The following is a 23,143-nucleotide window of genomic DNA, read 5'->3' as shown; positions in this document are numbered from 1 at the left end:
TCGAACGGTGTCCCAGCTCCGCCTGAAGCTCCTCGAGCCGCACCGGACGTCGCTCGAGAAGTGCGTCTACTGCCCCAAGCTCTCCCGCGCCGCTTGCCCCGTGTCGAACGTCGAGGCCAACGAGACGGTGACGCCGTGGGGGAAGATGTCGATGGCGTACTTCGCCGCGCGCGGCGACGTGCCGCTCGACGCAGGCCACGCCGAGCCGGCCTGGGCGTGCTCCGCGTGCTTCGGGTGCCGCGAGCGCTGCGATCACAAGAACGAGGTGGCCACCGTGCTGACGGACGCGCGCGCGGAGCTCTTCGCGCGCGATCTCGCGCCGGAGGGGGCCAGGCGCGTGGCGGAGCGCTTCTCGGCCCGCGAGGAGGGCCGCGCCGGTGAGCTCGACGCGCGCTCTCGATCGGCCGCGGCCGCGCCTGACGCGGTCCACGTGCTGCTCGGCTGCGGCTACGAGCGTCACGCGCCGGACGTCGCCCGCGACGCGCTCGACGCGACCGAAGCGCTGGCGGGCGCCCCGGCCCGCCCGGTGCGCGCCTGCTGCGGGTTGCCGCTCCTGTACGCCGGCGATCGCCCGGGCTTCGAGGCCGCCGCGCGGCGGCTCGCCGCGGAGGTCGCGCCCGGGGGGCGCTTCGTCGCCGTCGATCCCGGGTGCGCGCGCGCCGTGCGCGTCGAGTACCCGCGCGCGGGGGTGAGCGTGAAGGCCCCGGAGCTGTTCGTGGATCTCGCGCGCTCGTCGCTCGACAGGCTGCAGCGATCGGCGTCGGAGCGGCGGGTGCGCTACCACGATCCCTGCCAGCTCGGGCGCGGCCTCGATCGCTACGACGCGCCCCGGGAGATCCTCGCCCGCATCACGGGGCGCCCGCCGGAGGAGTTCATCCACCGCCGCGAGCACGCCGACTGCAGCGGCGGCGGCGGCCTCCTGCCCGCCACGCGTCCCGCGTCGTCCGCCGCCATCGCCGACGCCAGGATCGCGGAGCACCGCGCGCTCGGCGGCGGGCTGCTCGTGACGCACTGCGCGCAGAGCCTCCAGCGGTTCAGGACGCGGGGCGAGCCGGCGGAGGACCTCGCGAGCCTCGTCGCGCGGGCCGTCGCGCCGCGATGACCGCGCCGCCGCCAGCCGCGGACGAGGCGCGCGGCGGCGCCGCGGGGCCGGAGGAGCGCGCGCCCCAGAAGCGGCGCACGGTCGCGGGGAGGCTCCTCGCGAGCTACCTCGTGGTGCTCGCCGCCTTCGCGCTGACCGTCGGCTGGAGCGTCCAGGCGCTGCGGGCAGCCTCGCGCGACGCCCAGCTGCTGCGCGCCGGGTACGTCCCGCTGCTGCTCCGCATCGGCGAGGTCCTGGCCGAGCAGAACGTCTTCAACGCCCAGCTCAACCACATCACCGCCGCGAAGAACCCGGGGGACGTGCGCGAGTGGATCGAGACCGCGAGGCGGACCCGTCCGCTCGCGTTCTCGATCGTCAAGGACGCCGCCCGGGCGCTCGCCGGCGCCGATGAGAAGGCGACCGGCGAGGACGCCCGCGTCGGGCAGGCGGCCGCGTCGTCCGGCGTCCGCCGGTTCAGCGACGAGGTCGCGGCCGAGGTGGTGGCGATCGAGCGGCTCGTCGGCGCCAGCCCGGAGCGGTTCGCCCAGCTCTTCCAGGCGCTCGCCGTCGGCGACCGCGACCTCGCCGAGCGCACGCGCGACGAGCTGGTCAAGCGAGAGGTCGAGGGCGCGCAGCGGCTGCGGGCGATCAGGAGCCGCGTCGAGGGGCAAATGGCGAGCCTCACCGACGAGGCGGAGCTGCGCGAGGAGCGCTCGATGCACCTGCTCCTCGGGCTGGGCGTGCTGACGCTCCTCGTCGGCGTGATGATGTCGCTGTACGCGCGGCGCGTGCTCGCCCCGCTGACCGCGGTCACCGAGCGGGCCAACGCCGTCGCGCGCGGCGACCTCACCCCGAAGCAGGCGCTCGCGACGAACGACGAGATCGGCGAGCTCGCGACGACGTTCGAGGACATGGTCGCCGCGATCCGCCGCGCGCGCGCCGAGCTCGTGAACGCCGAGCGGCTGGCAGCGATCGGGAAGATGGCCGCGCACGTCACGCACGAGATCAGGAACCCGCTGTCGTCGATCGGGCTGAACCTGGAGCTGCTCGAGGAGGAGGTGGCGCGCGCCTCCGCCGCGGACACCCCTGACGCGGAGCTCAGGCCGGTGATGAAGGAGTCGGCGCAGCTCGTCACCGCCATCCGGGCCGAGGTGGATCGCCTGTCTCGCATCGCGGAGCAGTACCTCAGCGTCGCCCGCCGCCCCCGCCCGCGCGTGGAGCCAGAGCGGGTGGACGACCTGGTGCAGGAGCTGGTGGCGTTCGTGAGGCCCGAGCTCGACCGCGCCGGCGTCGCGGTTCGCGTCGAGGTGGAGGAGGCGGGGCCCGAGATCCTCCTCGACGAGTCGCAGATCCGTCAGGCGCTCCTGAATTTGCTCCGCAACGCGCGCGAGGCGATGCCGAAGGGCGGCGAGATCGTCGTGAGCGTCAGCTTCTCGAGCGGCGCCGCGACCATCGCGGTCGACGACACGGGCCCCGGCGTGCCGGAGGAGCTGCGCGCGTCGATCTTCGACCCCTTCTTCACGACGAAGCAGCGCGGCACGGGGCTCGGGCTCGCGGTCACGCGGGACATCATCGAGGCGCACGGCGGCACGATCTCGTGCGAGCCGCGCGAGGCGGGGGGAACGCGGTTCCGTATCGCGCTGCCCGCCGGGCGCTCACCGGCCCTGGGCCGCGCCGCGGACGCGGTGCCGTGAGCCGCGCCGGCCGCGGCGCGCTCGCGCGGCGGAGCGCGGCACGTCCGACGCGGAGCCGCTGCGCGCGGCCTATTTCGGCATGTCCAGGTACTCGAGGGCATACCCCATGAGGAGGAAGCCCACGACGGCGAACAGGATCGCCGCGAGCACATAGACGATGGTTCGAAGCGTCCGCGCTGGCGGCGGCGCCGGAGGCCGCTGCTCGATCGGCTCTGGCTCACCGGCGGTGGCAGGCCCCAGGCTCACCGAGCCCATGCTTGGCCGCACGGGTCTGTAGACGAGCGTCGGACCCTGGCCGGTCGTCGACCCGCCCGAGCTGTCCTCGGAGAAATCCGGGAGCGTCCGCGGCGTCACGGGGTGGGACACGAGCGGTGGCACGAGCTCTCGGGCCGCGTTGTTGAGCACCATGGTGCCGTTCGGGCCGGTCCACTGGACGGGCGCCACCGCCGCCTGTCCGCCCGGCGCGCGCCCGCCAGGCATGTACGGCGGGAGCTGGCCCTCGTTCTGCGTGAGCGGCGGCTCCCCGAGAGGGTGGGCCGGCCGCTCAGGCTCGCCGTGCGGGCGCACCCCGGTCTCGACCCGCGGTTGCGCCCCCGGGTCGGTCGCCGTGCGGATCAAGATGGGGTCGATCGGCGGCACCGGGAGCTTGACCGCGCCGGAGGACGGGGGCTTGTAGCTCGGGTGCGCTGGCGGGATGGGCGAGCTGAGCGCATGGCCGGAGGCGCTGCTTGCCGGCAGCGTGGAGACGGGTGAGCCGCTGACCGGATGGCTGGAGCTCCTCGCCGGCCGCAGCTCCCGCCAGGCGGTGAGCCCCTCGAGCGCGCTCTGGAAGCGGTCCGCGGGCTCCCGCGCCAGCCCCTTCGCGAGGAACACCTCGAGCCGCGGGTCGACGGGCCCGTCCATCGCCTCGGCCAGCCTCCGCGCGTCGGTCTTCTGCTTCATCTCGACCATGATGAGCAGGTTGCGCGCCTGGTAAGGCAGCTGGCCGCTCATCGACTGGTAGATCATCGTGGCGCAGGCGTAGATGTCCGCGCGGTGGTCGACCGTCTTCGCCTTGCCGATCTGCTCGGGCGGCATGAACGAGAACGTGCCCAGGCTCTGGCCCATCTCGGTCAGGGTCTCCGCTCCCATCTCCTTCGGCAGCTTGGAGATGCCGAAGTCGAGGATCTTGACCCGCTTCGACCCGTCGGGGCGCGCCTCGATGTACACGTTCGACGGCTTCAGATCGCGGTGGATGATCCCGGCGCGGTGCGCGTCGGCGAGCCCCATCCAGACCTGCTCGATGATCGGGTGAAGCTCCTCGAAATCGATCGGTCCCGTCCGCTTCAGCCGATCGATCAGCGACTCGCCCTCGAGCAGCTCGAACACGAGGACGATGCCGTGCTCGGGGTCCTCCTCGACGTCGAGGATCTCGGTGACGTGATCGCTGTTGATGGATCCCGCGGCGCGCGCCTCGCGCCGGAACCGCTCGGCCGCGGACGACTTGGCCTTCGACTCCGCGCGCAGGAGCTTGATCGCCACCTGGCGGCCGGTGCGGATGTTCTCCGCGGCGAACACCTCGCCCATGCCGCCGCGGCCGAGCTGGCGGATGATGCGATAGCGGTTCGCAACGACGGTTCCAGCTTCGAGCTCCAAGCGCGCCCTCGCCCCAGAGTATCCTCCGCGACGATGCAGAGGATCAAATTCTCCGGCGCGAACGAGGTGATCCGACCGTAAGCCGCGGGATGCCGGTCGTGGGCCGCCGTCGCTCTTCCCTGGGCCGAGCGCGGCGGAAGAGCCGCAGGATCGAGCTCTTCCGTGGGGTCTCCTCCCCTCCGCCGAGGAGCAGGCGCTGCGCCGTCGCGCGCGGCGCCTTCGCGTCGGGCGCAGGGGCACGGCCGCGCCCCTGCGCCGCCGCGGGGCTCACTCCTCTTCTTGCTGGCGGAGCTTCGCCATGACGCTCAGGTCCTCGAGCGTCGAGGTATCACCGGTCAGCTCTCGACCAGCGGCGACGTCCTTCAGGAGCCGGCGCATGATCTTGCCGCTGCGGGTCTTCGGCAGGGCGTCCGCGAAGCGGATGGCGTCGGGGCGCGCGAACTTGCCGATCTCCTTGGCGACGTGCTCGCCGAGCTTTGCCTGGAGCTCCGGCCCGGCCTTCACCCCCGGCCGGAGCGAGACGAACACCACGAGCGCCTGTCCCTTGAGGTCGTCCGGGCGACCGACCGCGGCCGCCTCTGCGACGGAGGGGTGAGACACGAGCGCGCTCTCGATCTCGGCCGTCCCGATGCGGTGGCCGGCCACGTTCAGCACGTCGTCGATGCGGCCGACGACCCAGAAGTAGCCGTCCTCGTCGCGGCGCGCGCCGTCGCCGGTGAAATAGCAGCCCTCGACGTCGCTGAAGTAGGTTTTGCGGAAGCGCTCGTCGTCGCCCCACACCGTGCGCAGCATTGACGGCCACGCCTGCTTCAGGACGAGCAGCCCGCCCTCGCCCGCCGCGACGGGCTTGCCGTCCTTCGTCACGACCTCGGGCACGACGCCGAACATCGGCAGCCCGGTCGACCCCGGCTTCGAGGACGACGCGCCGGGCAGCGTGGTCATCATGATCGAGCCCGTCTCCGTCTGCCACCAGGTGTCCACGATCGGGCAGCGGCCGCCGCCGATGGTCCGGTGGTACCAGACCCACGCCTCGGGGTTGATCGGCTCGCCGACCGAGCCGAGGAGCCTGAGGCTCGACAGATCGCTCTTCGCGGGCCACTCGTCGCCCTGCCGCATGAAGGCGCGGATGGCCGTGGGGGCGGTGTAGAGGATGGTGACCCCGTGCTTCTCGATCAGCCTCCAGAAGCGGCCCCAGTCGGGGAAGTTCGGGGCGCCTTCGTACATGAGGCACGTCGCGCCGTTCGAGAGCGGGCCGTACACGATGTAGCTGTGGCCCGTCACCCAGCCGACGTCGGCGGTGCACCAGTAGACGTCGTCGTCGCGCAGATCGAAGACGTACTTCGTCGTGACGTGCGCGCCGACCAGGTAGCCGGCGGTCGTGTGGAGCACCCCCTTGGGCTTGCCGGTCGAGCCGCTCGTGTAGAGGATGAAGAGCGGGTGCTCGGCGTCGACGATCGTCGGCTCGCAGGCCGGGGCGGCCCCGGCGAGGAGGTCGTGCCAGAAGACGTCGCGGCCCTCCGTCATCTCCACCTCGCAGCGCTCCTTGCCGAGGTGCTGGTACACGACGACGCGCGTCGCGCTCTTCGCCTCCGGCTGCGCGAGCGCCTTGTCGACGGTCGCCTTCAGCGGCACGACCTGCCCGCGCCGGTACGCGCCGTCCTGCGTGATGACGAGCTTGGCCTGGCTGTCGTGGATGCGGTCGCGGAGCGCGTCCGCGGCGAAGCCGCCGAACACGACGGTGTGCACCGCGCCGAGGCGCGCGCAGGCGAGCATCGCCACGGCGACCTCGGGGACCATGCCCATGTAGATCGCGACCCGGTCCCCCTTCTCGATGCCGAGCCGCTTGAGCGCGTTGGCGAGCAGCAGCGTCTCGCGGTGGAGCTGGGCGTAGGTCAACGTGCGCGTGGCGCCGTGCTCACCTTCCCAGATGATGGCGGCCTTGTTCTTGGTGGCCGTCGTCAGGTGTCGATCGAGGCAGCTCTCCGTGACGTTGAGGGTCGCGCCGAGGAACCACTTGGCGTGCGGCAAGGACCAGTCGCTGGTCGTGGTCCACGGCGTGCGGAACACGAGGTCGCTCGTCTCCCGGCGCCAGAACGCGTCCGGCTGCTCGATGCTCTCGCGGTAGAGCGCCTCGTAGGTCGCCTGCGCGCCGACGCGCGCACGACGCGAGAACTCGGCCGGCGGCTCGAACCGGCGCGTCTCCTTGAGCAACGACGTGATGGCATCCTGCGACATGGTCACCCCTTGAGGGGACGGCGGCAGCCGATCCCCGGCTGACGTTGAAGGGGACGGCGGCAGCCGATCCCCGGCTGACGTTGAAGGGGACAGCGCGAGCCGATCCCCGGCTGACACGATTGAAGAGGACGGCAGCAGCCGATCCCCAGCCCATGCTCCCCGCTGGAGAGCGCGGCGAACCCTCTACGGCTCACCGCGAGGGCGTGCGAGGATACATCCGTCAAGCGGCAGAACAAGGATGGAACGAGCGGCCGGGATCGGCAGAGGCCGATCACCAGAACGCATAGCCGGCGTGCAAGCTGCCTCCCAGCTGCAGCAGCACGGCCGAGTAGAGCGTGACGTCGTCCTGATCTCTGTTCTTGTAGCTGATGCCGCGCGACGACTGGAAATAGCTGTCGAGCGAGAACCCGAGGAGCACGCCCCCGAGGTCCAGCTCGACGCCCACCTCGGAGAACACGAACGCGTTCACCCCTGCGGCCTTCTGGCACAGGCCATTGCAGATGTCTCCGTCCTGCGTCTTGATGCTGTCGAACTTCACGGAATCGTAGGTGAGACCGCCCCCGATCGAGCCCACGAACCGCCAGGTCTGCCCAGGGGTCATCAGGCGGACGTTCAGCCCGAGGCGCGTCGAGCCGAGCGTGTAACTGGCGTTCGGGTAAGCGGGGTCGTCCGAGCCGGTCGCGATGTTCGCGTACTGGAGCATCACGTCGAACGCCGCGGGGGTGTTCACGCGGTATCCCACCCGGATCGAGCCAGCCCCGCCGCTGTTCGCCTCCGGCGCCGGGAAGGCTCGCGGGTGGCCGAGCGGCCAGAGCAACGACGCGGCGCCGATCACGTAGTAGCCCTGCGGCGGGAGCGAGAGGGGCACCGGCTTCGGCGGAGGGGGCAGGGGCGGCGTGAACGGCTGCGCCGCCGGGGTCGCGGGGGCTCTGTCCGGGACCAGCGCGAGCTTCACCTTCTTGTCGCGCTCGCCGCTCACGACGGTGACGCTCTCGTCGGCGCTCGCGTGCCCCTCGGCGCGCGCGCCGATGCGGTGCACCCCCGGCCCGAGCTCCACGACCCGCGTCCCCGAGGACGAGGGGGGCTGTTCCTCGCCGTCGATGATCAGCGTGGCGGTCTGTGGGCTGAGCTCGATCGTGAGATGGGCGAGGAGCGCGCGCATCTCCTCGATGGCGCCGCGCGCCGTCTTCTCGTCGCCCTCATCCATCGTGTCGCGGTGCTGCGCGAGCGCGCGCTCGAGCGCCGCGATGGCCCTCGGGTAGTTGAAGAGGGCCTTCTCGGCGAGCGCGATGTTGAACAGCGGGCTGGCCTTCGGCTTCTCCTTGTAGGCCGCCTCGAACTCGACGACCGCGGCCCGGTAGTTCCTGTCCTGGAACAGCTTGATGCCGTTCTCCATGTGCTGCCGGTACGGCTCGACCTGCGCGAGCGCCGGCGAGAGCTGCATGGTCAGGCCGAGCGTCGCCGCGCAGAGCGCCAGCGTGAGTCGTCCGTGTGATCTGCCCAATCCCGCCTCAGTCGACCTTGAGCTGCAAACCAGCCGCGACCCCCGCCGGCTTCTGCGTCGCGACCGCCGGGGCGGCCTGCGCCGGACCGGCGGCCTTCGCCCCGGCGCCAGCGCCCCTGGGGCGGGCCGCGAAGGGGAGCGCCGTCGCCTTCTTCGGGCCGGGCTCGGCCTTGGGCGCCGGAGCGAGCGCGACGGGCGCCGCGGTCGTGGCCTCGGCCGGAGGCGGCGCCGGTGTCACGGCCGCCGGCAGCGGGTGGAGCAGGACGTCGATCGGGGAGTTGCCGTCCTGGAGCGTCACCTCCTTGTCCACGGGCGTGTAGCCGGAGGCCTCGATCCGCACACGCTTCGTCTCGCCCGTGCGGCCGCGCAGCGTGCGGTCGGCCAGCGCCGCGCCGTCGACGGTGAAGAGGGCGCCTTCGGCGTTCGTCCGGAGCTCGACGGAGACCTGGGTGGTCAGCGCAGGCGCGGTGGCCACCGTGCCCGCCTCCGACGAGCGGCGCGCGTGAAGGACCGCGCCGGCGAGCCCGCCGACCAGCGCGACAAGCGCCACCGCGGCGAACGCGAGCCGCCGCGGGCCGCGCGCTCCCGTCTGCCCGCTGCTCGACCAGCCCACCTTCGAGCCGCTCCCGTGCACCTCGAGCGTCGGATCCAGCCCGATGCTCGGATCACCCGGTGTCTGCTTGGCCGGCGTCTGCCCGAGGGCGCCAGGAGCGCTCGTCGTGTGCGCTCCGAGCTCGTCGCTCGAGCTGCGCCGTGACGCGAGGAGCCCGCCGGCGCCGGCGACCAGGGCGTCCAGGAAATCTCGCGCGGAGGAGAACCTCGCGTCCCTGTCCCTCGTGAGCGCCTTCGCGATCACGCGCGCGATCGGCTCGGGGACGGCCGGGTTGCTCATCCGCACGTCGAGGGCGTCCTTCATGCAGATGTTGACGATCACCTGCTCGTACGAGCCGCCGCTGTGCGGCGGGTGTCCCGTGAGGCACTCGTAGAGGATCGCGCCGACGGCCCAGAGATCCGTCCTGCCGTCCACGTCGGGCATCGCCTGCGCCTGCTCCGGCGACATGTAGAACGGCGTTCCGAGCACCGTGCCCTGCCGGGTCAACGTGTGGGCCGGAGCGCCGTCGGCGCGGCGCACCTTCGAGATGCCGAAGTCCAGGATCTTGGCGAAGTTCGGGTCGTCGTCGCGGTCGACCAGGAAGACGTTGTCCGGCTTGAGGTCGCGGTGGACGATGCCCGCCTCGTGGGCGCGGTGGAGGCCGCGGAGCAGCTGCGCGGTCACGTGGAGCGCCTCGCCGAGATCGAGCCTGCCGCAGCGCCGGATGCGGTGGCCCAGATCCTCGCCGCGGAGCAGCTCCATGACGAGGAAGGGGATGTCGTCGGCGAAGCCGGCGTCGAAGATCTCGACGATGTGCGCGCTCTCGACGGCGCTCGCCGCCTGCGCCTCGCGGTGGAACCGCGCCACCGCGTCCTTGTTCTGCGCGAGATCGGCGTCGACGAACTTCATCGCGACGCGCTTGCCGATGGCGGTATTCACCGCCTCGTAGACCGTGCCCATCCCGCCACGCCCGATCGTCCGTACGATTTCGTACTTCTGAACCCGCTTTCCGACGTACGCCCCCTCGACCAGCTGGGTCGCTGCGGCGGTGGTGTCGGTGCTGCTAGGCATGGCGGTTCGACGTGGGGGAAGCGGACGAAGCCCGTGAAGCCCTTTGGACGAACCGCATCAAAGAAAGCTGCGCCCCGTCCCCGCGCCGCAGCTTATCACCTCCCCACGCCGGGGTGCACCTTCGCCGGCGGGGCCCGAGGGGTGCGTCCGACGAGGATTCTCCGTCGTACCTCAGCCACCCTCATCCGCCTCAGCGCGGCATGGGAGGTGCGTCCGCGCTCGGCGCCTCGCCGAGGCGCGGATCGAGCCCCCCCTCCTTGTCCAGGGCCGAGAGGTCGCTGAATCCGCCGATGCTGGCTCCATTGATGAAGATCTGAGGAACCGTCCGCTGCCCGGAGGCCTTGACCAGCCAGGCGCGGAGGTCATCGCGGTTCTCCACGTTGATCTCCGTGAAGCGCGCCTGCTTCTGCGTCAGCAGGCGCTTCGCCATGGCGCAGTATGGGCAGTAGTCGGTGACGTAGATGGTGACTTCGGCTGCTTGCATGGGCATCTCGTCCTCTTTCCTTTCCCGGGCAGGCCAAAGATGCAAGCGCACAGGGCTCCACCTTGCGGTAGGCTGCGCGCATGGCCGAGAAAGAGGGCACGATTCACCTCGATCGCTATACCGGCGACGCGAAGCAGGTCGTCGCCGGCGCACAGCAGATCGCGGACGAGCGCCAGCACGCAGAGGTCACGCCGCTGCACCTGCTCATGAGGTTGCTGGAGCGCGACCGGGGCGTGTCCGAGGTCTTTCGGCGGGCGGGCGCCGACCCGAACGAGGTGCTCCAGCTCGCCGAGAACGCCCTGAAGAAGCTGTCCAGGGCGGGCAGCAGCGGTGTTGCCTACGTGAGCCCTCGCCTGCTCGATCTGCTCGGGCGCGCCGAGCGGGAGGCGACCCGGGACAAGTCGCAGAACGTGGGCATCGAGCACCTGTTGCACGCGCTCGCCCAGGAGATCCGCGGGCCTGCCGGGGAGATCCTCTCTTCGTTCGGCATCGGTCCGGGCGCGTTCCGGCAGCACCTCGGGGCGCTGGAGGCGGCCTCGCGGGAGCCCTCGCCCGCGCCGGCCAACGCGGCCGAGCCGGGTCAACCCGCGCCCTACACGCGGGACCTCGTCGCCGACGCGCGCGAAGGGCGGTTCGACCCGGTCATCGGCCGTGACGTCGAGGCGCGCCGCTTGCTGCAGATCCTCGAGCGGCGGTTCAAGAACCACCCCCTCATCGTCGGTGAGCCCGGCGTGGGCAAGACCGCGCTCATCCGGGGCCTGGCCGACCGGATCGCGCACGGCGACGTGCCCACGAACCTCGCGGGCGCCCACCTCTACGAGCTCGACACCGGCGCGCTCGTGGCCGGCGCGAAGCTCCGCGGGGAGATCGAGCAGCGCCTCAAGGTCCTGGTCGATCGGCTGCGCGGCGAGCAGGACGCGGAGAGCATCCTCGTCGTCGAGGATCTCGACGCGCTCTTCGGCCAGGGGGTGCAGGGCGCCGGCGTGGGCGAGCTCCTGAAGCCGCTCCTGTCGCGCGGGGAGATCCGGATCATCGCCACGACGACGCCCGAGGGGGTGCGCAAGATCAACGAGCGCGATCCCGGGATCATCCGGCGGTTCTCGACGATCACGCTGGAGGCGCCGAGCATCGATCAGGCGACGGAGATCCTGCGCGGGATCGCCACGAAGTACGAGGCCCACCACCGCGTCCGGGTGGGGGAGAGCGCCATCACCTCGGCGGTCGCGCTGGCCAAGCGGTACATCTCGGATCGCGCGCTCCCCGACACGGCGGTGGACCTGCTCGACGAGACGTCCGCCCGCAAGCGGGTGGAGGTCGACGGCGTGCCGGCCGAGCTCGACACGCTGACCCGGCGTGTCGACGCGCTCCGCGCCCAGATCGCCGCGCTCGCGGACGACGAGGACAAGCTCAGCGTCCAGACCCGCACGCGCCTGGAGGCGGAGCTCGCGGAGATCGAGCCGAAGGCGTCGTCGATGCGCAGCCGCAACGCGTCGCGCCGCGGCGTCATCGCGGCGTGCCAGGCCATCCGCCGGGAGCTCGTCGCCGCGACGGAGGCCTTGAAGGCTGCCCAGCGCGACAAGGCGTTCGCCAAGATCGGCGAGCTAGAGCACGTCACGCTCCCGGAGATCAGGCGGCGGCTCCAGGCCGCGGAGGAGGCCGCGCAGCGGGAGGGGGTCGCGCCGACCTCGAACGTCGTCGGCGAGTCGGACGTGGCGGCGACGCTCAACGACTGGACCGGGATCCCGGTGGCCAAGATGCTCGAGGGCGAGGCCGAGAAGCTCCTCAAGATGGAGGCGCGGCTCGCGCAGCGGGTGGTGGGTCAGGACGAGGCGGTGCGCGCGATCGCGAAGGCGGTGCGCCGCGGGCGCGTCGGCCTGCGCGATCCGGGCAAGCCGATCGGCTCGTTCCTGTTCCTCGGCCCGAGCGGCGTCGGCAAGACGGAGCTCGCGAAGGCGCTCGCCGAGTTCCTTTTCGACGACGAGCAGGCGCTGACGCGCATGGACATGAGCGAGTTCATGGAGCGCCACATGGCCCAGCGCCTGATCGGCGCGCCCCCAGGCTACGCGGACAGCGAGCAGGGCGGCTTCCTCACCGAGGCCGCCCGGCGCCGGCCGTACAGCGTGCTCCTGTTCGACGAGGTCGAGAAGGCCCACGCGGACGTGTTCAACCTGCTGCTCCAGATCCTCGACGACGGCCGGCTCACCGACGGCCGCGGGCGGCTCGCCGACTTCTCGAACACGGTCGTCATCATGACCTCGAACATCGGGTCGAAGCGCGTGCTCGAGACCGACGCCAAGCTCTGGACCACGGAGGACGGGCGCGAGGCGATCCGCGATGTCCTGCTCGAGGAGCTGCGCGGGTTCTTCCGCCCCGAGTTCCTGAACCGGGTCGACGACATCGTCGTCTTCAAGGCGCTCAGCAAGGAGGACCTCCGGGGCATCGTCGACATCCAGCTCCGTCGGCTGGAGCAGCTGCTCACGGACAAGGACATCCGCCTCGCCCTCACGGACGCCGCGAAGGCCCGGCTCGTCGAGCTCGGTTACGAGCCGAGCCTCGGCGCTCGCCCGCTGAAGCGGGCGATCCTGCGCGAGCTCCAGAACCCGCTCGCCGAGACCATCCTCGCCGGCGGGTACCAGCCCGGCCAGACGATGCAGGTCGACGTGGTCGACGAGAAGTTCGTCTTCACCAAGGCGTGAGGGCGAAACAGGCGCGCGGCACGCGACGAGCGGCGAGCGCGACCCGCGCCGCGACCGGGCGCGCGGTCCCGGCTGCGCTTTGCCAGGGGCTTTCCAGGGCCTTGCCCACGCCCGGAGGCCGCGGGCGTCGCTCCTGCGAAGAACCTGGGCGACGCCGCTGCGAACCACTTGCCAAGCCGGAGAAGGTCCGTATACTGCCGCTCCCGCGCTCACCGGGCCCTCCGATCGAGGGCCATTTGCGTGACGTATGGCGAGGGATCGCGGTCCCCAGGTTGAGGAAGACGCACCATGTACGCGGTCATCAAGACGGGCGGCAAGCAGTATCGAGTCGCCGAAGGTCAGAAGCTCCGGGTTGAGAAGCTTGTCGGCAATGCCGGTGACAAGGTCACCTTCAGCGAGGTGCTCCTCGTCGCCGGTGACTCGCCCAAGATTGGCAAGCCCCTCGTGAGCGGCGCCTCCGTCGCTGCCGAGATCACCGGGCAGGACCGCGGCAAGAAGATCGTGGTCTTCAAGTTCAGGCGGCGGAAGAACTACCGCCGCAAGAACGGCCATCGCCAGCCGTACACCGAGCTCAAGATCACCGGCATCACCGCCTAGCAGGAGAAGTAGAGATGGCTCACAAAAAAGGCGGCGGCTCCTCCAGGAACGGCCGCGACTCAAGCGCACAGCGCCGTGGGGTCAAGGTGTACGCCGGGGCGCCCGTGCGCGCTGGCAACATCCTGGTCCGGCAGGTCGGCTCCTCGATCCACGCCGGCCACAACGTCGGCACCGGCCGCGACTTCACGCTCTTCGCCCTCGTCGACGGCGTCGTCACGTACGAGTGGAAGTCCAACACCAAGAAGCAGGTGTCGGTCTACCCGGCTTCCTGAGCCTCCCTCACCGGGAGGGCGTCCTGATCCGTTCCATCCCGTCCCGCCTGCTGCGCTCCACGCGCTTCCGAGCTACTCAAGCGCGGTGACGACCTACAAACTCCTCGCCCTCGACGTCGACGGGACCCTCGTCCGTCGTGATGGGTCCATCCACGACGAGGACCTCCGCGCCATCCAGCGGCTCCAGGATGCCGGTGTCCCGGTCTCGATCGCGACCGGGCGTCTGTACTCGGGGACGCGCGAGGTCGCGCGGCGGATCGGCGTGCTCGGCCCCATCGCGTGCGTCGACGGCAGCCACATCGTGCACACCGAGGGCGACGCGCACCTGTACTCGCGCACGATCTCCGGCGCCGAGGCGTCCCTGCTGCGCTCGATCACCGAGCGGCATGCGACGGCGTCGTTCCTCTTCGCGCAGGACAGCATCGTGCACGACGCGACCGGCGCGCCGCACGTCCACTATGTCCGGGGCTGGTCGCACGCCATCGCCGAGGTCGAGCGCGTCTCGTCGCACCCGTACTGGGAGCACGACCACGGCCTGCTCGCGCTGGTCGCGCTCGGGACCGAGCTCCAGGTCGCGGCGGCCGTCGAGGAGGTCCGGTCCGGGCTCGGTGAAGCGGCCTTCGTCGTCTCGTTCCCCCTCATGAGGGACGACCAGACGAGCCTCTTCGCGATGATGGTCCGGGCCGCTGGGCCGACGAAGGGCACGGCGATCGCGTGGCTCGCGGAGCACCACGGCTGCGAGCTGTCGGACGTGGTCGTCGTCGGCGACTGGCTCAACGACGTACCGATGTTCGAGGTGGCGGGCCGATCGTTCGCCATGGCGCAGGCGCCCGAGCAGGTGAAGCAGGCAGCGACGGACCGCCTGAAGGCCGACGGCCTGGTGGGCGGCGGCATCGCCGAAGCCATCCGCCGCGCCTTCGGTCACTGAGCGCCGGCAGACGGGGAGCGCCGAGGGCAACGGAGGAGCGCCGCTCAGCGCTCCCCCACCGCCTTCGTGCCCGTCAGGCCTTGCGCTGCTGCGCCGGCTGGGCCGCCGCGGCGAGCTGCTGCTGCTGCTGCTGCAGGTACTGAGCGACGGCGCGCGACCGCTCGATGGCGAACTGCTTGACCTCCTTGTTCGGAGAGCCCGCGAGGGCGTTCAGCAGCTTGGTCACCTTCTCGAGCTGGCGCGACTGGAACAGCGCCTCGAAGTAGTTGTTCGCCAGGCGCACGTCGCGGCTCATCTTCGCCTCGTGCGGCTGGAGCAGGCGGACCACCGCCTCGAGGTCGTTCTTCTGCCCGTAGAGCGCCGACAGGCAGAGCAGCGCCAGCGGGTTGTCCGGGTTCTGCGCGACCGCCTTCTTGGCGTACTCGACCGCCTTGTCCCGCGTCTCCTCGTTGGCCGCGTAGAAGCCCTGGATCGCGATGTACGGCGCGGCCGTCTTCTTGTCGGCCGAGAACTTCTCGATCGCGGCGACCGCGCTCGCCTCGTCGCCGCGCTGCTTCTCGTACTGGAAGAGGTAGGCCCACGCGTCGATGCAGTCGACGTCGATCGAGAGCGCCTTCTCGATGAACTCGCGCTCCTTCGCGTCGTCCTTCTTCGCCTGGTAGAGCTTCGCGAGGTGCAGCGAGGGGTAGGGGTTGTCCTTGAGCAGGTTCTGCGCGCCCTTCAGCGTCCCCTCGGCCTTGTCGTGCTTGTCCTGCGAGAGCTGCGCGATGCCGAGCGCGAGCCAGTCGTCGCCCGTGCCGCCCTTCGCGACCACCTTCGAGAGCACCTGCTCGGCGCGCGCCAGCCGGTTGTGCTTGAGCAGCTCCTGCGCGTAGATGCGCCCGCGGTTCAGGTCGTCAGGCTGCTCGGTCCAGTGCTTCTCGAGCCCCGCGAGCAGGTCCTCCAGGCCGATCGCGATCGGGCGCCCCTGATCGTCCTGCACCTGCACCGCCGGCCCGTTGAAGCCGAGGAGCTGCCACATCTGCTCGAGGGTCACCGCCGCGGGACCCTGCTCGAGCAGGCCCTTCAGCTCGTCGGTCGGCTTGTTCATCGGGATGACGATGAGCGCGTTCCCCGGCACGCCGTTCGGAAACGCGCTCACGGGCGCGACGATCGCCGCCCCTCCGGTGATGTTGAGCCCACCCGCCTGCTGCTGTCCGTTGGTCGTCATCGTCGATGCTCCGAGATCTCTCCCCCACGCGCGCCGAGGCGCAGGCATCGCCCAGCCTCGCCCCGGTACCCTGCGCGCCGTCATGATGGGGGCCGTAGTTCGTGTAGAAGGGGCGCGAACGCTAGCAGGGAGGGCCCAGCCGGGCAACGGGGGAGCTCGGAGCGCGCGCGGCCTCATCGCGGCCGTCGCGTTCGGGCCAGACGCGCTTCCGCCGCTTCCGCCGCTTCCACCGCTTCCGCCCGTGAATCCGCGCGTCGCGACCGTGAACCTCGCCGCGGTCCCGGTGCTCGAAGCCGGCTGCGCCGCTGCGGTTCGCGTCGCCGTCGCCGCCTCGCGGTCGCTCGTGTGATCCCTGTCGTGCTCGCTGTCGCTATCGCCGTCTCGGACGCCCATCTCGCTCGCCCTCTCCCTCGCCGCGCGCCGTCCTAGTCGAGTCGTGGGCCGGCGGCGAGGGGTGCCTCGAGCGTGCGCGCCGATCCGGGGCGCGCCGGCGCGCCGCCGCGCAGCCGCTCCGCGAGGTGCGTGCGGCGCTCCTCGCGGCGGGTCTCCGCCAGCGCCAGCGACACGGCCCGCGGATCCGCCACGAGCACCACGAGCCGCTTGCCGCGCGTCACCGCCGTGTAGATGAGGTTGCGCGACAGCATCACGAAATGCTGGGTGAGGATCGGCACGATCACCGCCGGATACTCGCTCCCCTGGCTCTTGTGGATGCTCGTCGCGTAAGCGAGCGTCAGCTCGTCGATCTCCGCTTCCTCGTAGCTGACCTCGCGATCGTCGAAGCGCACCTGGAGCTTCCGCTCCTCGGTGTTGACGTCGGTGATGAAGCCGACGTCGCCGTTGTACACCTCACGGTCGTAGTCGTTGCGGAGCTGCATCACCTTGTCGCCGAGCCGCAACGTCCTCGCGCCGCGCGTGACGCTCGGGCCCTCGGGGTTCAGCGCCGCCTGCAGCCGCGCGTTCAGCGTGATCGCCCCCGCCTCGCCCTTGTGCATCGGCGTCAGGACCTGGACGTCGCGCCGTGGATCCAGCCCGAACCCCTTGCCGATGCGCTCCGTCACGAGGTGGAGGATCAGATCCGCCGCCGCCTCGGCCTCGATGCGCTCGATCACGTAGAACTCGCCGCCGGGACCGCGCGCGCCCTCCGGCGGCTCGCCGTCGTGGATCCGGTGCGCGTTCCGGACGATGAGGCTGCCCTCGGCCTGGCGGAAGATCTGCGTGAGCCGCACCGTGGGCACCTCGCCGGAGGCGATCACGTCCCGCAGCACCGCGCCCGGCCCTACCGACGGGAGCTGATCGACGTCGCCCACCAGCACGAGGCGCGCGCCGTCGGACGTCGCCTGCAGGAGCGCGTCGGCGAGCGCCAGGTCGAGCATCGACGCCTCGTCGACCACGATGGCCCCCGCCTCGATCGGCCGGCCCCGCTGGCGGCCGAACTTGCGCTGCTTGGGATCGAACTCCAGCAGGCGGTGGAGCGTGACGGCCTCGCGCCCGGTCGCCTCGCTCATCCGCTTCGCGGCGCGGCCCGTGGGCGCGGCGAGCCGCACCGGGAGCCGAGCGCGGTCGAAGAGCGCCAGGATGGCCCGGACGATGGTCGTCTTGCCCACGCCCGGGCCGCCCGTGATGACCAGCACCTTGTTCCGCGCCGCCTGCGCCACGGCGTCCCGCTGGGCAGGCGCCAGCGAGACCTGCGTCTTCGCCTCGAACGCGGCGACCGCCGCGTCGACCCCCTCCACGAGGCGCGCCTCGGGCGCCGCGTCGTGCTCGCCGTCGCCCAGCAAGGAGCGCATCCGGCGGGCGAGCCGCACCTCGGCCTCGTGGAGGTCCTTCGGGTAGACGGCGACCTCCCCGGTCTCGAGCGTCTCGACCCGCACATGGCCGCTCGCCACGAGCGCGTCGATCGCGCTGTCGACCTCGGCGGCGTCGCGCTCGAGCATCGCCGCGGCGAGCTCCGCGAGCTCCGGCCGCGCCGCCAGCGTGTGGCCGCGCGTCGACAGATCGACCAGCGTCTGCAGCACGCCCGCCTGCGCCCGCTCCGGCGAGTCGGCCCGGACGCCGATCGAGCGCGCGATCCGGTCGGCGGTCTTGAAGCCGATGCCCCACACGTCGAGCGCGAGCCGGTACGGGGAGCGGGAGACGATGTCGATCGCATGGGGGCCGAAGCGCTTGTAGATGCGGCTCGCCAGCGCCGGGGAGGCGCCGTGCGCCTGGAGGAAGATCATGATGGCCCCGATCGCCCGCTGCGCCGCCCACGCCTTCGCGACGGCCTGCGCCCGCCGCTGGCCGAGCCCGGGGACCTCGGCGAGCCGCTCGGGCGATCGGTCGAGGATCTCCAGCGTATCCGTGCCGAACGCCTCCACGATCCGCTTCGCGTACGCCGGGCCGATGCCCTGCACCATGCCGGACCCGAGGTAGCGCTCGAGCCCATCGAGCGTGGCGGGGGCGATCGGCAGCAGGGTCTCGACCTTGAGCTGCTCGCCGTGCTTCGGATCGCGCTCGTAGCGCCCCGTCGCGCGCACGCGCGTGCCCGGCCCGACCGGCGGGAGCACGCCTACCCAGACCTCCGGCGGGGCGCCGGGGGTGACCTCCACCCGCAGCACCCGGAAGCCGCTCGACTCGCTCTCGTACGTGACGCGGACGACCTCGCCCTCGACCGTCGCCGGCCCGTTGCCCGCCGCCTCCCGGGCCGAGAAGAGCTTCTGCTGGCTCCCGCCGCCCGGCTGCCGCTCGCCGGTCCCGCCCGTGCGCTCGCCGCGGTCGTCGTGGCGCGGCGCGTTGTCCGGCGTCGGCGCCGGCGCGGCTGCCCCCCGGGCCGCCCGATCGGGGCGGCCGCTCCGCTGGGACGGTTGCACGAGGGCAGCATGTAGCCGCCGGCGCGGCGGCGGCAACGTCCTCGTGCGCGGACGCGAGCGCCGCTGCAGAACATCGCGCAACGCCGCATAGCGCCCCGTAACCTGGGCTCACGCTGAACGCGCGTCGCGTGGAGCGCGCCGCACGTGAGCGCGGGGCCGCGGTTGGCGTCGCTCCCTCGTGTCAGTATAGTGGCCCGCGATGGGGCGCCGCAGCTTGGTTTCCGTCCTCTGCGCCCTCCTCCTCGCGGGCTGCGCCGGGAGGGCGCCGGAGGCGGCGCGGTCCAAGGACAGCCTGCTGCGCGCGGCCTCCGGGGTGTCCCCGGAGCAGCGCGGCGCCTCGCCTTCGCCCGCGCCCGGGACGGCGGAGGAGGAGGCCGCGCTCGCGGACGCGCACGATGCCGAGGTCGACGACGACGACGGTGAGGTCGACGACGGCCTGGAGCTGCCGGCGGATCCGGGGACCGGGGCGCGGGCGCACTCGCCGCTCTCGGCGATGACCGAGGCCCAGATCGAGGAGCTTTTCTCGAAGGACCCGGCGGCGCTCGGGCCGATGTCGCTGGGCGCGACCAACGCGGGCGCGCTGTTCAACGGCGTCCGGATGCCCGAGGGCGATCGGTGGGAGCTCGTCGATCCGGCCCACGCCTGGGGGACGCGCGAGACGATCGACGCGCTCGACCGGGCGATCGCCGAGGTGCACCGGCAGTTCCCGGGGAGCCCGAAGCTCTACATCGGGCACATCAGCGCCCGGGAGGGCGGCCGCCTCTCGCCGCACAAGAGCCACCAGGCCGGGCGCGACGTCGACATCAGCTATTTCCTCGACGCCCGGCACCGCTGGTACCAGCGGGCCACGGCGGCGAACCTCGATCGGGAGCGCACCTGGGCCTTCGTCCGGGCGCTCGTCACCGAGACCGACGTGGAGCTCATCCTCATCGACAGCAGCGTGCAGCGGCTGCTCAAGGAGCACGCGCTGAAGATCGGGGAGGACAAGGACTGGCTCGACGAGGTCTTCCAGCTCGGGTCGAGGAAGCTGCGCCCGCTCGTCCGCCACGCCCGGGGGCACGCGAACCACATCCACGTCCGATTCTACAGCCCGATCGCGCAGGAGTCGGCCGCGCGCGCGTATCCGCTGCTCGTGAAGCGCGGGGCGATCAAGCCCACGTCGCAGTACGTGCGCCACACCGCGAAGAAGGGGCAGACCCTGGGCTCGCTGGCCCGGCAGTACGGCACCACCGTGGAGGCGATCAAGCGGGCCAACGGCCTTCGATCCACGGCGATCCAGGCGAAGCGCGTCTACAACATCCCGCGGCCGTCCAGCGGCCCCGCCGCGCCGCCGAAGCAGGTCGTCGTGCCGCCGCGGCGGCTGCCCCCGCCGAAGGCGGCGGACGCGCCTCCGCCGCCGGCGCGCCACGGCGAGCCCGGGCCCGCGCTGGACGGCTGAGCGGCGGGAGGCGCGCCGCGCCCTGCGGCCCGCCCGCGGCGCGGGGAGCCGCAGGGTGCCGTGGACGCGGCCTCAGTGCTTCACGTCGACGACGAGCCGCGCCGGCTTGGTCAGCTCGAGGACGCGGTACCGGTTCGGCGACGAGACCCCGAGCACCCAGGTCACCTCGGCCTCGAAGTCGCACGTCCGCTCGATCTCGCGCGCCACGCCGAGCGCGAGCTTCCGCTCGCGGAACGGGACCGTGGCGTTCCCCGCGTCGTTGTGCGCCGCCGCGGGGGTCATCCGCACCGCGAGCCATCCGTCGCCCGCGATCTCCGTCGCCTCGCCCGAGCCGCACTGGCGCACCGGCTTGTCGATGTAATCGATGTGGTAGCCCGGCACCGCGTCCCCCTCGAACTCGAACACGACGCGATCGTAGTGCTCGTGCCGGGCCGTTCGCACGTCGCGCAGGACCGCGACCTTCGCGCCGGCGCGCGGCTTGTCGGTGGCGCCCGCGGTGCCCTCGAACGCGTCGGTGCTCGTGGGATCGGCCTCCTTCGGTGGCCGCGGGGTGGGCGGCACGTCGTCCACTGCCGGCTCGGCGGAGGCGCGCGTGTCGATCGGCGTGACGTTCGGCATGGGCTGGGCAGGCTCGCTGCCGGCGCCGTTGCGGCAGCCCGCGGCGAGCGACACGGCGGCTGCGAGCAGCAGGGCGGCGGTCCTCATGAGGTCCCTTCCATGGTGCCGCGGCCTCCGCGCGTCCACCGAGACGCCGGCGCGCCTCGAGGATCACCGCGCCGAGGCCCGCGCTCGGCTCAGGATGGCCGAGAGCCGGGGCACGATCTCGTCCACCGCGCGCTCGCCCTTCACCGAGCCCTCGACGCGGAGGGGCGTTCCCCGGCCGTCCTCGCCGGGCACGACGAAGAGCGGGATCATCTCCGACGCGTAGCCGGCCTCGGCGAGCCGCTCCCGATCGCGGTCGAGGTCGAACTCCAGCAGGCGCAGCGCAGGCAGGACCGCGTCGAGCTGGCCGGCCTTCACCGCGTCGTGAAACCTCGTGCACGGCTCGCACCAGGGCGCGCCCACGTAGACGACGAGCTCGCGGCCCTCCCGCCGCGCGCGCTCCCGCGCCTGCTGCACCAGCGCGGCGAGCTCGCCGCCCTCCGGCGCCGGCTCGAGCTCGGCCCCCTGCGCCGCCGGCCGCGTGGCCCCGCTCCCGGCGGCCGGCTGGGAGGTCTCTTCCCGCGAGCAGCCGAGCAGCGCCGCGAGACAGAGGAGCAGCCCAGCGCAAACCGACCCCTTCCTGCCATGAGCGTTCACGTCGTCGTTTGCCTCTCGGCCAGGGTCTTTGCTCAGGGCCGGCCGCGCTGCCAGCGATCAGGGGCAGCACCAGCTTGAGCGAGAACACGTAGTCGACGTTGACGCCTCGACCGGCATGGGGGCGGCCTGGACGGCGGCAGGGGTGCTCGTGGCGTCCGGCCCGCGCCGGCCGAGCGCCAGCACCAGGCCCCCGCCGACGAGCGCCGCCACGAGCGCGACCAGGTAGAGGGACACGGTCGGGTGACGGGGCGGGGCGACGAAGCCGCTGAAGCTCGCGGGGGCCTGCGGCGGAGAGAGCGAGTCGAGCTGCGTCGGGCGAAGCGACACGAGCTGCTCGCTGGGAGAGGGCGAGAAGGCCGAGATGCGGAGCTCCGAGATCGACGACGCGGAGGGCAGCGCGCCCCGGGGCTGCGCCAGGGACAGGCGGTCCGGGACCGAGGCCCGCGAGGCGTGCGAGACGTGCGAGACGTCGAACGGCTCGCCCGCCGCGCTCTTCAGCGCGGTGAGGCACTCCCTCATCGACTGGAAGCGCCTGTCAGGGCTCTTCTCGAGACACCGCATCACGATGGCCGTCATCGCCGGCGACACGAGCGCGCCCTGAGCGCCATCGGCGAGCGGCGGCGGCGGCTCGCTGACGTGCGCCATGAGCGTCGCCGAGGCCACCTTCCTGTCGAACGGCGCCCTGCCGCAGAGCATCTCGTAGAGCAGGACGCCGAGCGCATAGACGTCCGCGCGCGGCGAGAGCTCGTGGCCCATCGCCTGCTCCGGAGCGGTGTACTTGGGAGAGCCGATGAACACGCCCCTCTGCGTCAGCTCGTCCAGCTGCCGCCCCGAGACGTCCTTGACCAGGCCGAAGTCGAGCACCTTGACGAAGTCCTTCTCGTCCTCCTGGTCGACGAGGAGCACATTGCCCGGCTTGAGATCCCGGTGCACGAGGCCGAGGCCGTGCGCCTCGGCGAGCGCGCGGCAGATCTGCCGCGCGATCCGGCCCGCGCGCGCCTCCGGGAGCGCGCCCTCGTCGTGGAGCACGCGGTGGAGCGTGCGCCCGGCGATATACTCCATGGCCATAAAGTAGATCCCGCGCGGATCGTCCCGGCCGTAATCGAAGACCGTGACGGAGTTCGGGTGGGTGAGCCTCGCCGCGGTCGCGGCCTCGCGCGAAAAGCGTCGAAAGAACTCCGGATCTTGCTCGAGGCGCTCATCGGGGAGGAGCAGCTTGAGGGCGCAGATTCGGCCCAGCGCGAACTGCTCTGCCCTGTAGACCCTGCCCATCCCCCCGCGCGCGATGAGCGAGATGATCCGGTATCGATCGGCGATCGTCGCGCCGATGAGGGGGTCTTGACCGCTGCTCCTGGCCGCGCCCATGGTTTTTACTATATGCGCGATGACGGGCGCGCCGCCACCCCAACTCGTGTGTTCTGGCCGACTGCGCGGCTCTGGATCAACGATGCGGCTTGGATCGTACGGCGGTGGAGCGCGAGCGATGCGGCGAGTTGCCGACACGTTTTCCTGACGGCCTCGCCCCACGGGTCCGCCGCGGTTAACCAGCGAGCGCCGA

The 23,143-nt window shown here is 72.0% G+C and carries 17 protein-coding genes; 7 read left to right on the top strand and 10 right to left on the bottom strand.

Annotated elements, in window-relative coordinates; genetic code table 11:
• Window positions 1-7 precede the first annotated feature (7 nt).
• Both WME97_RS42705 and WME97_RS42700 read left to right on the top strand, forming a co-directional pair.
• On the top strand, window positions 8-1,102 hold the full coding sequence (locus tag WME97_RS42705; protein ID WP_437546515.1) for a (Fe-S)-binding protein: 1,095 nt from the start codon (window positions 8-10) through the stop codon (window positions 1,100-1,102).
• Window positions 1,099-2,775: an ATP-binding protein gene (locus tag WME97_RS42700; RefSeq protein ID WP_437546513.1), complete on the top strand. Its 1,677-nt coding sequence runs from the start codon at window positions 1,099-1,101 to the stop codon at window positions 2,773-2,775. Before WME97_RS42705 ends, WME97_RS42700 begins: the two co-directional genes overlap by 4 nt.
• A gap of 69 nt (window positions 2,776-2,844) precedes the next feature.
• On the opposite strand, the gene WME97_RS42695 is transcribed toward WME97_RS42700, so the two are convergent.
• The 5 genes from WME97_RS42695 to grxC all read right to left on the bottom strand — a co-directional run bounded on the left by WME97_RS42695 (window position 2,845) and on the right by grxC (window position 10,296).
• Window positions 2,845-4,410 (bottom strand): serine/threonine protein kinase, encoded by a 1,566-nt coding sequence (locus WME97_RS42695; RefSeq protein WP_437546511.1) that lies wholly within the window; start codon window positions 4,408-4,410, stop codon window positions 2,845-2,847.
• A gap of 267 nt (window positions 4,411-4,677) precedes the next feature.
• Window positions 4,678-6,645, bottom strand: coding sequence for an acetate--CoA ligase (acs, locus tag WME97_RS42690; protein ID WP_437546509.1), 1,968 nt, complete (start codon window positions 6,643-6,645; stop codon window positions 4,678-4,680).
• A 271-nt stretch (window positions 6,646-6,916) separates the two neighbouring features.
• Window positions 6,917-8,149 (bottom strand): hypothetical protein, encoded by a 1,233-nt coding sequence (locus WME97_RS42685; RefSeq protein ID WP_437546508.1) that lies wholly within the window; start codon window positions 8,147-8,149, stop codon window positions 6,917-6,919.
• A 7-nt stretch (window positions 8,150-8,156) separates the two neighbouring features.
• The gene (locus tag WME97_RS42680) at window positions 8,157-9,812 is read right to left on the bottom strand and encodes a serine/threonine-protein kinase (protein ID WP_437546506.1); all 1,656 of its coding nucleotides are present in this window, start codon (window positions 9,810-9,812) and stop codon (window positions 8,157-8,159) included.
• Window positions 9,813-10,002: 190 nt separating this feature from the next.
• The gene (gene grxC / locus WME97_RS42675; protein WP_044966993.1) at window positions 10,003-10,296 is read right to left on the bottom strand and encodes a glutaredoxin 3; all 294 of its coding nucleotides are present in this window, start codon (window positions 10,294-10,296) and stop codon (window positions 10,003-10,005) included.
• 80 nt (window positions 10,297-10,376) lie between these two features.
• Between grxC and WME97_RS42670 the strand changes: the two genes are divergently transcribed.
• From WME97_RS42670 to WME97_RS42655, 4 genes are all read left to right on the top strand, one after another.
• On the top strand, window positions 10,377-12,992 hold the full coding sequence (locus tag WME97_RS42670; protein WP_437546504.1) for an ATP-dependent Clp protease ATP-binding subunit: 2,616 nt from the start codon (window positions 10,377-10,379) through the stop codon (window positions 12,990-12,992).
• A 288-nt stretch (window positions 12,993-13,280) separates the two neighbouring features.
• On the top strand, window positions 13,281-13,589 hold the full coding sequence (rplU, locus tag WME97_RS42665) for a 50S ribosomal protein L21 (RefSeq protein ID WP_437546502.1): 309 nt from the start codon (window positions 13,281-13,283) through the stop codon (window positions 13,587-13,589).
• Window positions 13,590-13,603: 14 nt separating this feature from the next.
• Entirely contained in the window at window positions 13,604-13,861 is a 258-nt protein-coding gene (gene rpmA / locus WME97_RS42660; protein ID WP_272102141.1) for a 50S ribosomal protein L27, read from the top strand.
• Between the two features lie 85 nt (window positions 13,862-13,946).
• A complete protein-coding gene (locus WME97_RS42655) occupies window positions 13,947-14,789 on the top strand; it encodes an HAD family hydrolase (protein ID WP_437546500.1) in 843 nt (280 codons plus the stop codon).
• Window positions 14,790-14,862: 73 nt separating this feature from the next.
• Here the strand turns inward: WME97_RS42655 and WME97_RS42650 are convergent, their stop codons facing one another.
• Window positions 14,863-15,999, bottom strand: a complete 1,137-nt coding sequence (locus tag WME97_RS42650; protein WP_437546498.1) for a tetratricopeptide repeat protein — start codon at window positions 15,997-15,999, stop codon at window positions 14,863-14,865.
• A gap of 425 nt (window positions 16,000-16,424) precedes the next feature.
• Window positions 16,425-18,848: an SF1B family DNA helicase RecD2 gene (gene recD2 / locus WME97_RS42645; RefSeq protein WP_437546496.1), complete on the bottom strand. Its 2,424-nt coding sequence runs from the start codon at window positions 18,846-18,848 to the stop codon at window positions 16,425-16,427.
• Between the two features lie 214 nt (window positions 18,849-19,062).
• Between recD2 and WME97_RS42640 the strand changes: the two genes are divergently transcribed.
• Window positions 19,063-20,286, top strand: coding sequence for a LysM peptidoglycan-binding domain-containing protein (locus tag WME97_RS42640; RefSeq protein ID WP_437546494.1), 1,224 nt, complete (start codon window positions 19,063-19,065; stop codon window positions 20,284-20,286).
• Between the two features lie 72 nt (window positions 20,287-20,358).
• Here WME97_RS42640 and WME97_RS42635 read toward each other — a convergent pair whose 3' ends face one another.
• The 3 genes from WME97_RS42635 to WME97_RS42625 form a co-directional block, all read right to left on the bottom strand.
• On the bottom strand, window positions 20,359-20,991 hold the full coding sequence (locus WME97_RS42635; RefSeq protein WP_437546493.1) for an AMIN-like domain-containing (lipo)protein: 633 nt from the start codon (window positions 20,989-20,991) through the stop codon (window positions 20,359-20,361).
• Between the two features lie 63 nt (window positions 20,992-21,054).
• Window positions 21,055-21,585, bottom strand: a complete 531-nt coding sequence (locus WME97_RS42630) for a thioredoxin (protein WP_437546491.1) — start codon at window positions 21,583-21,585, stop codon at window positions 21,055-21,057.
• 57 nt (window positions 21,586-21,642) lie between these two features.
• Window positions 21,643-22,950: a protein kinase domain-containing protein gene (locus tag WME97_RS42625; protein ID WP_437546489.1), complete on the bottom strand. Its 1,308-nt coding sequence runs from the start codon at window positions 22,948-22,950 to the stop codon at window positions 21,643-21,645.
• Between the last annotated feature and the right edge of the window lie 193 nt (window positions 22,951-23,143).

Source organism: Sorangium sp. So ce367 (assembly GCF_051520455.1).
Classification (GTDB): domain Bacteria; phylum Myxococcota_A; class Polyangia; order Polyangiales; family Polyangiaceae; genus Sorangium; species Sorangium cellulosum_B.
This window is presented reverse-complemented; position numbering and strand designations above follow the sequence as displayed.

Bases quoted from the DNA above. Each gene is read 5' to 3' on its own strand.
- WME97_RS42650 (WP_437546498.1), bottom strand. From the start codon at position 15,999: ATGACGACCAACGGACAGCAGCAGGCGGGTGGGCTCAACATCACCGGA.
- WME97_RS42700 (WP_437546513.1), top strand. From the start codon at position 1,099: ATGACCGCGCCGCCGCCAGCCGCGGACGAGGCGCGCGGCGGCGCCGCG.
- WME97_RS42625 (WP_437546489.1), bottom strand. From the start codon at position 22,950: ATGGGCGCGGCCAGGAGCAGCGGTCAAGACCCCCTCATCGGCGCGACG.
- rplU (WP_437546502.1), top strand. From the start codon at position 13,281: ATGTACGCGGTCATCAAGACGGGCGGCAAGCAGTATCGAGTCGCCGAA.
- WME97_RS42670 (WP_437546504.1), top strand. From the start codon at position 10,377: ATGGCCGAGAAAGAGGGCACGATTCACCTCGATCGCTATACCGGCGAC.
- WME97_RS42635 (WP_437546493.1), bottom strand. From the start codon at position 20,991: ATGAGGACCGCCGCCCTGCTGCTCGCAGCCGCCGTGTCGCTCGCCGCG.
- grxC (WP_044966993.1), bottom strand. From the start codon at position 10,296: ATGCAAGCAGCCGAAGTCACCATCTACGTCACCGACTACTGCCCATAC.
- acs (WP_437546509.1), bottom strand. From the start codon at position 6,645: ATGTCGCAGGATGCCATCACGTCGTTGCTCAAGGAGACGCGCCGGTTC.
- rpmA (WP_272102141.1), top strand. From the start codon at position 13,604: ATGGCTCACAAAAAAGGCGGCGGCTCCTCCAGGAACGGCCGCGACTCA.
- WME97_RS42680 (WP_437546506.1), bottom strand. From the start codon at position 9,812: ATGCCTAGCAGCACCGACACCACCGCCGCAGCGACCCAGCTGGTCGAG.